General features: G+C 41.3%; 9 protein-coding genes and 1 tRNA gene. 8 read left to right on the plus strand and 2 right to left on the minus strand.

Features of this window, described 5'->3' with window-relative positions:
• The first annotated feature begins 474 nt into the window (after nucleotides 1-474).
• From BV375_RS15440 to BV375_RS15460, 5 genes are all read left to right on the plus strand, one after another.
• A complete protein-coding gene (locus BV375_RS15440) occupies nucleotides 475-747 on the plus strand; it encodes a hypothetical protein (RefSeq protein ID WP_086761948.1) in 273 nt (90 codons plus the stop codon).
• Between the two features lie 13 nt (nucleotides 748-760).
• Nucleotides 761-1,438 carry an ABC transporter ATP-binding protein gene (locus BV375_RS15445; RefSeq protein ID WP_086761950.1) on the plus strand — a complete coding sequence of 226 codons (678 nt, stop codon included), beginning with the start codon at nucleotides 761-763 and terminating at the stop codon, nucleotides 1,436-1,438.
• Nucleotides 1,439-1,656: 218 nt separating this feature from the next.
• Nucleotides 1,657-2,208: an NYN domain-containing protein gene (locus tag BV375_RS15450; protein WP_086761952.1), complete on the plus strand. Its 552-nt coding sequence runs from the start codon at nucleotides 1,657-1,659 to the stop codon at nucleotides 2,206-2,208.
• A gap of 141 nt (nucleotides 2,209-2,349) precedes the next feature.
• Nucleotides 2,350-2,421 (plus strand) — tRNA-Asn (locus BV375_RS15455).
• A 24-nt stretch (nucleotides 2,422-2,445) separates the two neighbouring features.
• Nucleotides 2,446-3,672, plus strand: a complete 1,227-nt coding sequence (locus tag BV375_RS15460; protein WP_086761954.1) for an aminotransferase class V-fold PLP-dependent enzyme — start codon at nucleotides 2,446-2,448, stop codon at nucleotides 3,670-3,672.
• A 113-nt stretch (nucleotides 3,673-3,785) separates the two neighbouring features.
• Here BV375_RS15460 and BV375_RS15465 read toward each other — a convergent pair whose 3' ends face one another.
• Nucleotides 3,786-6,002 (minus strand): CHASE2 domain-containing serine/threonine-protein kinase, encoded by a 2,217-nt coding sequence (locus BV375_RS15465; protein ID WP_086761956.1) that lies wholly within the window; start codon nucleotides 6,000-6,002, stop codon nucleotides 3,786-3,788.
• A 214-nt stretch (nucleotides 6,003-6,216) separates the two neighbouring features.
• Between BV375_RS15465 and BV375_RS15470 the strand changes: the two genes are divergently transcribed.
• From BV375_RS15470 to truB, 3 genes are all read left to right on the plus strand, one after another.
• A complete protein-coding gene (locus tag BV375_RS15470; RefSeq protein WP_086761958.1) occupies nucleotides 6,217-7,134 on the plus strand; it encodes a DMT family transporter in 918 nt (305 codons plus the stop codon).
• A 331-nt stretch (nucleotides 7,135-7,465) separates the two neighbouring features.
• Nucleotides 7,466-9,232 carry an alpha/beta hydrolase gene (locus tag BV375_RS15475; protein WP_086761960.1) on the plus strand — a complete coding sequence of 589 codons (1,767 nt, stop codon included), beginning with the start codon at nucleotides 7,466-7,468 and terminating at the stop codon, nucleotides 9,230-9,232.
• Nucleotides 9,233-9,406: 174 nt separating this feature from the next.
• Nucleotides 9,407-10,282, plus strand: a complete 876-nt coding sequence (truB, locus tag BV375_RS15480) for a tRNA pseudouridine(55) synthase TruB (protein ID WP_086761962.1) — start codon at nucleotides 9,407-9,409, stop codon at nucleotides 10,280-10,282.
• Nucleotides 10,283-10,325: 43 nt separating this feature from the next.
• Here truB and BV375_RS15485 read toward each other — a convergent pair whose 3' ends face one another.
• Nucleotides 10,326-10,622: a hypothetical protein gene (locus tag BV375_RS15485; protein WP_086761964.1), complete on the minus strand. Its 297-nt coding sequence runs from the start codon at nucleotides 10,620-10,622 to the stop codon at nucleotides 10,326-10,328.
• Between the last annotated feature and the right edge of the window lie 192 nt (nucleotides 10,623-10,814).

The following is a 10,814-nucleotide window of genomic DNA, read 5'->3' on the forward strand; positions in this document are numbered from 1 at the left end:
GTCTAGAACGTCAAACCACCCTCTACTGGGGGCGCGTCCAACTGCGATGGTCATTAGAGCAAATCTCCAAATGTTTATAAGTACGGGTTTTGACTTTTGTATTATAGATCGCCATTGTTTGGCTTCTATAACCAGAAAGTGAACTGAATTGTCAATCCACTTTACAATTTTTTACTGTCTCTAATTATTTTAGGTGTAAATCGCTAATTTTTCCAGGGTATTTTTAATTTAATTTAATATTTATACAGATTAGTTCGCTTGGAGAGTTACGATATATCTTCATTTATGTGGCTTATGTGGCAACTTAAAAAATCTGCGTGTTAGGCTCACCCTAGGAAGAGCAACTCTATTAATAACTGCTTGCAGATCTCATAGGTTAAACTCTACCTTTGAAAGCATCTGTTAGACTCCCACCACCTGAGGTAAGGCAGCTAGCGCTAGAATGAGTCCTACAGTTAAATTGATTAATGCTAAATGTTTACTATCGACTTAACCGTCAGAAACACTGCTTATCCTATTTCAGTGCAGCGTAAGACAGCAGAAGACGCTGAAGCTGTGTACCAGTTAATTTTGGCTGCAATGCGATCGGGTAATCCTGACATTGTGGAACTCAAGTGCGAAGGCAAGACAGAGAAAAAAATTGCTGTTCGTGCTAGTGAAATCTCTGGGGTGCAGATTCTTCAGAAAGATGGTGTCACTACTAGTAGTGGTAGACCACCTGGTTTTGTTGCTCTAACTACTGAGTGAGCAGGGTGTATCAATGGCGGAAGTGGGCATTGAGGTTAAGGATTTACAGTTCAATTGGCCTAGTGGAGAGAAAGCAATTAAATCTTGCTCTTTAGAGGTACCCAGAGGCGAGTTTTGGATGCTCTTGGGTACGAATGGCAGTGGTAAATCAACGTTACTCAGACTGCTGGCAGGACTATTAGCTCCCACATCAGGTGAAATTCGGGTTTTGCATCCCGTTGGCTTTGTCTTCCAAAATCCCGACCATCAACTAGTAATGCCAACAGTTGGTGCAGATGTGGCTTTTGGATTAGTGGAAGAAAAATTGCCGCCTGCTACAGTTAGAGCAAGAGTAGAGGAGGCTCTAGGAGCAGTGAATTTACAAGCTCTCCAACGACGGCCTATCTATGCTCTTAGTGGGGGGCAGAAACAGCGAGTAGCAATTGCTGGCGCGATCGCCCGATGCTGTGAAGTCTTATTATTAGATGAACCCACTGCCTTACTAGATCCAGATAGCCAACTGGACTTGGTAGCTAGTGTGCGTCGCCTTGTCAAAACTCGTGGGATCACAGCGTTGTGGGTAACGCATCGCCTCGATGAGTTAAATTATTGCGATGGAGCTTTCTTGTTAGAAAATGGCTCTCTTGTAGATCAAGGTGAAGCACTTCGCCTTAAACAGCGTTTGATGGAAGTGGACAAAGCGGCGTCTTAAAAATGTCTATTTTTTTCAGTTCTTTGTCTTAAGCTCATAATTCAACACCAATAATTTAAAGAACTCAAACGCGCCTTTATAAGGCGCGTTTCAAGTTTTTACATAATCTGATCAGACAACTTTTGTTCTCTGTAACATAGTGTTACAAGCAATGCTTCAATTACTATATAAAGTTATGAACGAATCTTGCCAACTCTATATAACTGTGATTAAAAACCATGCCCCGTCCCTCACCCCAAGCCGTTTTATTAGTAGACGGCTACAATATAATTGGCGCTTGGCCTTGCCTGAAAAAAACCCGTGATAGTGCAGGACTAGAGGCTGCACGCATGGAATTAGTTGAAACGATGACTAGTTACAGTTCGTTTCAAGGTTATGACACTCAAATAGTTTTCGATGCCCAATATCAGAATGCCTGTAGCAATAAAGAAATTATTACAGAGCTTTTATCAGTTCATTACACTGATTTCGGGCAAACGGCAGATACATACATTGAAAAATTCTGTGCGTCTTTACGCTACCAAATAGCCCAAACTCGAATTGCTCGTGTAATTGTCGCCACATCAGATCGGGCACAGCAGCTGATGGTACAGGGGTATGGAGCTGAATGGTTATCCGCACAACAACTTTGTGGCGAAGTGGAGACTACAGTTTGTCGAATGCGACATAGGTATCAGTCACACAAAAAACCTCACAGCAGATTTTTAGCTAATTCCATAGATGCCAAGTCCCGGCAGCGTTTGGCTGAACTGCGAATGGAATTGAAATAGATATTGCTGCTAAGAGTCTCTGCTTTGAATCCAGACTTTATTTTGGCTGCAAAAATCATTAATTTAAGTATTAAAAAAAATTTTAGCGCTAGTACTTGCCAAAACCTATCTTTTACCATTAATATTATAAATCGTGAGCGTTCCTCAGTAGCTCAGTGGTAGAGCGATCGACTGTTAATCGATTGGTCGCTGGTTCGAATCCAGCCTGGGGAGTTAAAAAAGGATAAAAGGTGTAGGATGAAGGGTGAAAAAGCAAATTTCAAACTTCATGCCTCAGGATTTCAGGAATTGTGGTCGCTTGATCCATCAGTGACGTTCCTGAATCATGGTTCTTTTGGTGCTTGTCCAAAAGCAGTTATAGCAGTTCAGCAACGTTTGCGATCGCAACTCGAACAAGAACCCCTACGCTTTTTTGGTAGAGAGTGGGAACCACTGCTAGATAATGCCAGAAGCAAATTAGCAGAGTTTGTTGGTGCTGATATTCAAGACTTGGTATTTGTAAACAATGCCACAACTGGTGTGAATTCAGTGTTGCGCTCGCTTTCCTTCTGTGCTGAAGACGAAATCCTCACCACTAACCACGAGTACAATGCTTGCCGCAATGCCCTAGATTTTATTTCCAGTCGTACTGGTGCGCGGATAGTAATCGCACAAATTCCTTTTCCTATTGAATCGCCACAGCAAGTAATTGCAGCGGTAATGAGGCGAGTTTCAGCCAAGACGCGATTAGCGCTTTTAGATCATATTACCAGCCAAACAGGATTGATTTTTCCAATTCAGCAATTAGTTAAGGAATTGCAACAGCGAGGTGTAGATACACTAGTAGATGGTGCCCATGCTCCCGGAATGATACCGCTGAATTTGCGAGAAATTGGCGCAACTTATTACACAGGTAATTGCCACAAATGGCTCTGTGCGCCCAAAGGTGCAGCGTTTTTGTATGTGCAACGGGATAAGCAGTCAAAAATTCGTCCCCTGACAATTAGCCACGGTGCAAACTCACCCAGAACTGATAAAACACGCTTTCAGTTAGAATTCGATTGGACTGGTACAGACGATCCTACAGCTTATATGTGCGTCCCAGAAGCGATCGCTTTTATGGATTCATTGCTACCTGGTGGCTGGGGTGAATTAATGCAGCGAAATCATCAGCTAGTTTTAGAAGGAAGACGGCTACTTTGTCAGTCCCTAGGAGTCTTACCGCCTTGTCCAGATGAGATGATTGGTTCTATGGCAGTCATACCAATGCCTGCTGCATGGAATAACCGCCATTTTATGTCTGTACATGATGAGTTATTTGATAAATTTGGCATTCAAGTACAGGTGGTACCTTGGCAGGAAAATCCTCGGTTGTTAGTGCGGATATCAGCGCAAATGTATAATAGATACGAGCAGTATGTATATTTGGCAAAAGCGCTGATTGAGTTACAGAACAGTTATGGCGGTTTGCTTGGGAGTGAATAAGTGCAGAAATTATCTGCGGTTAATTATTCATTTTTCCGACTAACACCAATAATAGTGCGATCGCCATCGTGATTTAGATCACTGCCAAGCCACAGGCGTGATAATTCTGGATCTTATTTAATCCATATTCCTAAACTATTAAACACTTCTAGAACTGATTGATATCTTTGCGTAAAGTCAAGGTGCACCATTTTATCTAAGACTCTGGCAAACTCTTCTGTAGTTTCGGCTAATTCCCACCAATACTGCCAAATTTGCTGGTTAGTTTGAGATTCAACTTGGATAATCACTGCACCCGTATTCGTATCTCTGCGAAATACTTTTGGGTATATGCCTGTTAAAGCTTGTATGCCAATCATACCTAAGGCATAAATGTCGCTGTTAAGTGTGGGTTGACCACTCATTTGTTCAGCTGGAGCATAGCCAGGAGTACCAATGGCAATAGTTTGACTTTCTTGCTCTTGAGGTTGAACCTGCTTAACAGCACCAAAGTCAATTAAAACTATATGTCCATCTGCTTTCCGCCTAATCAAATTACTAGGTTTGATATCTCGATGAATTACACCATAGCTATGGATAAAAACCAGCACCTGCAAAATTTCTTTGAGGATAGCTATAACTTCAGCTTGTTTGAAGCGCTTACCAGGAGTTAGTTCGTCGGAAAGAGAATGCCCAGAAATATATTCTTGCACTAGATAAAACTGCTGATTTTCTTCAAAAAAAGCTAGTAGATGTGGTATTTGTGGATGCTTACCCAAAATTTCTAAAATTTCTGCTTCTGTCTTGAAGAGGCGTCTGAGCACAGTTAAATATTCTGTATCTTGGCTGGCAGGTCGCAACTGTTTAACTACACATTCAGGATTACTCGGACGCTGAATATCCTCAGCCAAGTAGGTATAGCTAAATCCGCCAGTACCTAAATTATTAATGATTTTATAGCGCTTGTTGAGTATGGTGGTTAGGGGAAGTTCTTGGGTTAATGGATAAACGGTTTTGCTCAGTATCGTTTCTTGAGTGGTGCTTCCTCTTTCCCTAGCAAAGGCCTGCAATTGAGCAATTAGTTCTTTTTGCTCCTGCACCCGTTGCATAATTATCTGTTGCTCTTGCTTACTCTGATAGGAGGTATAAGCTAAGACGCTGCCAGCGCAAACAATTAACCCCAATGCTGGAGATACTATCGGAAACCATCCAGCTTGAGTAAAAATTACAAAGTTGCTACCAAATAACGCTACTAGTGTTGTTGCTTCTGCCAGTCCTAAGCCTACTGGATGGTGAATGCGCCAAGCTATCAATCCACCTACTAAAGTCCATCCCCAAATCCACAAAACTTCTCCCCACCCAGGCAAAAACCAAAACAAAGGCTGCTTATTCAGAACAACGCTAAGAATTTGGCTAACGCTATGAGCATGAATCTCAACTCCTGACATCTTACCGGAACGATCTAACTTGCCACTGGTGTAAGGTGTATTAAAAATATCATTAAGGCTAGGTGCTGTAGAACCAATCAAAACTATGCGGTCTTTCACCAAATCTGGTTTTACTTGGTCTGTAAGCAGTTGCGTAATTGTAACCTGCTGGGCAATTTGATGGGGAGAACGATAGTTAAGCAGGATTTGGTAGCCACTTGCATCCGCTTTTTGATAACCCCCAGCGTGAGGTTGTAAAGGTTTAAAGACAATATTACGTAGTTGCAGTTCTCGGTTAGAGGTAAATTGCGGTTGAATGCCTCCTACGGCCAAATATTTGAGTGCTAATTGCAAGCCAAAGGAAGAAACACTTTGACAAGGATCGGCTGCATCTGTGCTAACTGATAATAGATTGCGACGAATTACCCCATCAGTATCTTCTACAACATCGCTGAATCCGACTCGCTCTGCTTCTATGCCTTGGGGGGGTGGTGTTCCGGGATTTCCAGAACTTGCAGCTTCAGAATGTTTGCATATAGGGATGATAATATCACTCTCTTGCAGGCGTTTCAGCAGTTTGTCATGACCTGGCTGTACAGGTAAGTCACGAAAAATATCTAAACCAATGGCTCGTGGTTCATATTGCTCAAGCTTGCTTAATACCCGATCTAGAACTTCACCAGAAAGCGGCCAATTCCATTTTTGGAGATCCTTTTCACCTATAGCCACAATCAACAAACGTGGATCTATGCCAGAATCGCTCCGCATTTGCATCATCTGGTCGTAAACTTTCAGCTCTGACGGTTCTAAAACCCCTATTTTTTGAATAGCTAGCAGTAAAACTGCGATCGCTGCACTAGAAATAATAGCTGGCTGTGTGAATAAACTTTTGAAATTTACAAACATATTACTGTTTTTTTTCATATCTAAGTATTTTTTTATACTAGTTTTTGATTGTTGAAATTGTTCAATTCAATTTACAACTTGTAAGAAATTGATGAGAAATTATGCACTTTTAAACTAGTAAGCACTTGGTTGCTTAACAAATAACTACAGCCGCAAGCAACAACCTCTCAAAGTTAGATTGTCAGGCTAGCAACTACTAGATAAAATCTATAATTCTATCTTTACCTTAACTATGCATCAAAGTTCTGGGCGCTGGCGGTTAGGGCTTGCTTTATCGCTATTGACGGTCTTGTTGTGGGGAATTTTACCTATTGCCCTGACGGTAACTCTGCAAGCACTTGATGTCTACACAGTTATTTGGTTTCGTTTTTCAGTGTCGTTTGGCTTGCTGGCTGTGTATTTAGGTGTACAGGGTAAATTACCAACTATAAAGCAACTGCGTTCTGCTTCTTGGAAATTATTAGCGATCGCCACAATTTTCTTGGCGATGAATTACTTCTTGTTTTTACAAGGTTTATCACTAACATCACCTGCTAATGCTGAAGTAATCATTCAATTTTCTTCAGTATTTCTAGGTTTAGGGGGGTTAGTTTTTTTTAAAGAACGTTATCAGCTGTCTCAATGGATAGGTGTCAGTGTATTTACCCTCGGTTATGTCTTATTTTTTCACGAACAACTCGCTAATTTAATTACAGCCCACAACGCATATCTTTATGGCAGTAGTTTAATTGTTTTAGGAGCAGCTACATGGGCTATTTATGCTTTGGCACAAAAGCAGTTATTACAATCTTTATCTTCTGCTCAAATTATGCTGATTGTTTACGGAGGTTGTGCTTTTTTATTCACACCCTTTACTACTAGTAAAACAATTTTTGCACTCAATAATTTACATTTATATACATTGCTTTTTTGTGCTTTAAATACTCTCATCGCCTATGGTGCGTTTGCAGAATCCTTGGCACATTGGGAAGCATCACGGGTGAGTGCAGTATTAGCTTTAGCTCCTGTTGTTACTTTAATAGCAGTGTGGGCTGTATCAGTAATTGCACCTTCATTAATGCTACCAGAAAAACTTACATTAGTAGGAGTACTAGGAGCAGTTTTAGTTGTTACTGGCGCAGCTGCAATTGCCCTTGGAAAAACTGAATAATCATGATATTTTCAGAGTTTTTACTGGCTATTAATTGTAGTAAATTAATCTTCTATTCAAAGCTACATGAGAAATACTGAGGTAAGGTAACTTTTTCTTTGTTATGATTTCACAATAAGCGTCAACCAATTGAGTAAATCTCTTGCCAGATGGATATCTTTTATATCAGCATGGCTCTGTTACATTTAATTCTTGGCATTGTAACGAAGAGAGAAAAACTCAAAAAAATCCATAATAAAGAGGCGATTAATATTAACTAACCTTACCAGGGTGCCCGAATAACTACTAAAGCCAACGCCTCGTGAAACAACATCACCGAAACAGTTGAGCGATGATTAGTTCGTTTGGTAATTGGGCCAGCACCCTGGGAAAAATTTTGCTATTGCTGGTTCTTTCAATATTGCTGCCAACATTTGGAATTAGTAATTCTGTGTTAGCAGCAGAGCAAATTTATGGTTCTTATTCAGCACTACAACTTTCTATTTCAGTCACTTCTTTAGAACATTATGCTCAAACTGGTGTAATTGATGACAAGCTAGCCATATATCAACAGTATCTACCGCCACAACATCTCAAAGAATTACGGCGAATTTTACTCACTCCTGTGAAAGTAAGTCCGGTAGTAGTTTCACAATTTCTCTACACCCCACAAGGAGAATTTATACTGCGACGGTTAGCAGAAGCGGTAAGGGCGCGATCGCCTCAAATACAACCGGAATTTCAAACTTTACGATCAGCATTCATTGCAGCAGCTGCGGAACCGGGAGGACTAACGTTATTAAATTTGTTACGGAAGTATCCCAGCAGCAGCATTAACATCGATTTAGCACACAGCATGGGGATAGCTGGAGAATTAGAGCAACTTGTCAATGAAACTAGCCTCGTGATCGCCCAAGTCAGCAAAAAATCCAATATAGAAGCTACTACCCAAGAGCCAATAAATTTCTCGCAATTGCCAGATTTACGGCAACAAGGACAATTTAATGCGCAAAAATATACACTAAAGTTCTTCGACTTGTCACGGCGCAGGTTATTGTTGAGCGATTTGTATGTTCCCAATGTTCACAGTCCCGCACCAGTAATTGTGATTTCTCATGGTTTGGGTACGGACAGTAGCAACTTTCGCTACTTAGCCAATCATTTAGCTTCTTACGGTTTTGCTGTCGTTGTTCCCAATCATGCTGATAGCGATCGCAAACAATTGGATGGACAAGGCAATGTAAGTGCAGCAGATGAATTTACAGACAGACCTTTAGATGTGAAATACATACTCAATGAACTGGAGAAGGCTAACCAGTCCGATTCACGATTTAAGGGTCTATTAAATCTGCAACAAGTTGGAATTTTTGGTCAATCCTTAGGTGGTTACACAGCCTTAGCTTTGGCTGGCGCTAAGATTAACTTTACGCAACTACGAAAAGATTGCCGACCAGAGGTACTGGAAAATACCTGGAATATGTCTTTACTGCTCCAGTGTCGCGCTTTGGCATTAAATAAAGGTACGGGCAAAGAACTGAACCTGCGGGATGAGAGAGTCAAAGCTGCGATCGCAGTTAATCCCATCACTAGTTCGATTTTTGGAAAAGCTGGCTTGAGCCAAATTCACATTCCAGTAATGCTCGTTGGTAGTAGTGATGATACAGTGGCACCAGCTTTATTCGAGCAAATTGTACCGTTCTCTTGGTTTGCGAATTCGCACAAATATCTTGTGATGCTTGTAGGTGCAACCCACTTTTCCACCATTGGTAACAGTGCTAATGAACCAGTAGGAGCACTGTCTCAAGTAATTGGTGATAATCCGGCTCTTGCACGTCGCTACATAAATGCTTTGAGTTTGCCTTTCTTTCAAACTTATGTTGCGCGAACATCACAATATTTTCCCTATCTCAACGCCGCTTACGCCAAAGCTATCTCCAGTCAGCCTTTAAGTGTAAGTTTTGTGCAGTCTCTCAGCACAACTGAATTAGCACAAGCTGTAGACAGAGAAACCCCAAGAACTAGGCTATCTCTAAAAAAATCCTCCAGCTCTATAGGCAATTTTGCGTTTTGGATGTTGGATGTGGGAGTTGCACTGCTACATGTGGTAATTTTTCTTTAAATCTGCTCAAAAAAACATTGTAGGGACAGAATTAATCAAGTCTCTACAATGTTTTTGTGCGAGAATATCATCCTTACTTGCTAAAAATTCCTTAATTTTTTATCTTTAGATAATATTAATGGTACGTAAAGCAATTTTGAGAATCTGGCTATCCTAAAATTTTAGAATTCTACTGTGCAAGGTTTTTTAAACTTAAACAAACCATTTGGTTGGACTTCTCATGATTGTGTGGCGCGGGTGCGAAAACTTTTGCGCCTCAAACGTGTGGGACATGCAGGAACATTAGATCCAGCGGCTACTGGAGTTTTACCGATCGCATTTGGTAAAGCCACAAGATTATTGCAGTATTTACCAAGTAGTAAAGCTTACAACGCTACCATCAGGCTGGGTGTGCGTACCACAACCGATGATTTACAAGGGGAAATTATTACGTCTGCGCCTTGTTCTGGATTGAGTTTGGCAGAGGTGAAAAGTTTATTACCTCAATTTGAGGGGAAAATAGAACAGATTCCACCTAGTTACAGCGCAATTCAAGTAGATGGTCAACGACTATACGATTTAGCACGCCGCGGCGAAAAGGTAGAAGTTCCAGTCCGCACGGTAGAAGTTTTTCAGATCGAAATTTTGGATTGGCGGGAAGGAGAATATCCCGAATTAGATATTGCGATCGCTTGTGGTGCTGGTACATATATTAGAGCGATCGCGCGCGATCTAGGTGCAACTTTACAAACTGGTGGAACCCTCGCCGCTTTAACACGCACGGAAAGCAGCGGCTTTTATTTAAGCGATAGTTTAACTTTGACTGATTTAGAAGCTCAACTGCAAACAGGAACATTTCATCCTACTGCACCTGATGCCGCCTTGCAATATTTGCCATCTGTGACTTTATCAACAACATTTGCTCAGAAATGGTGTCAAGGTCAGCGCATTTCTGTAACTATAAACATATCGGGGATAGTGCGAGTTTATGAAGAAGCTTGCTTTTTGGGTATTGGGCAGTTACAAGATGGGGTGCTAATTCCCCAAATGGTATTTGAACCTATTTCTTAATCAAGACACTAAGAAAATCTTGGTATCTTTAGGTGATATATATCTACTCCCAAGTTGCCACATCTCTTAGTAAATCGGGAATTTGCTCTTGAGATGGGGGAAATTCAAGTAAGGTTTCTCTGTAACCTAAATACCCAGACTCAGCAAACGATAACAGCATTCGTGCTAACGCCAGCCAGACTTCTGGTTCGTATTCCCAATCACGATAACGCCCAGATTTACCAGCTATTGAACGTAGTGCCCAAAAATAAGAATTTCTTACCACAGAACCGCCCTTTTTAAACTCTGGTAAGTCCTCGTGGTTGATGATTAGCACTTCATTTTCAATTCTGGCTCTCATATCAGCCATTGTAATTGATTGGTGAAATGTAGAGAATATGCGTAGACGCGGAGCGGTGTTAGCGCAGCGGTAGCGACGTAGGAGCGTCAGCAGTGCGTTGGGGGGCGGGTTTCCCGGCTTGTTCGCTGAAAGCGTTCCCGCAGGGTAGCAACTGCTGAACCCGTTCGTCGAAGACGTTCCCGTTCAAATAGT

Source organism: Nostoc sp. 106C (assembly GCF_002154725.1).
Classification (GTDB): Bacteria; Cyanobacteriota; Cyanobacteriia; order Cyanobacteriales; family Nostocaceae; genus Aulosira.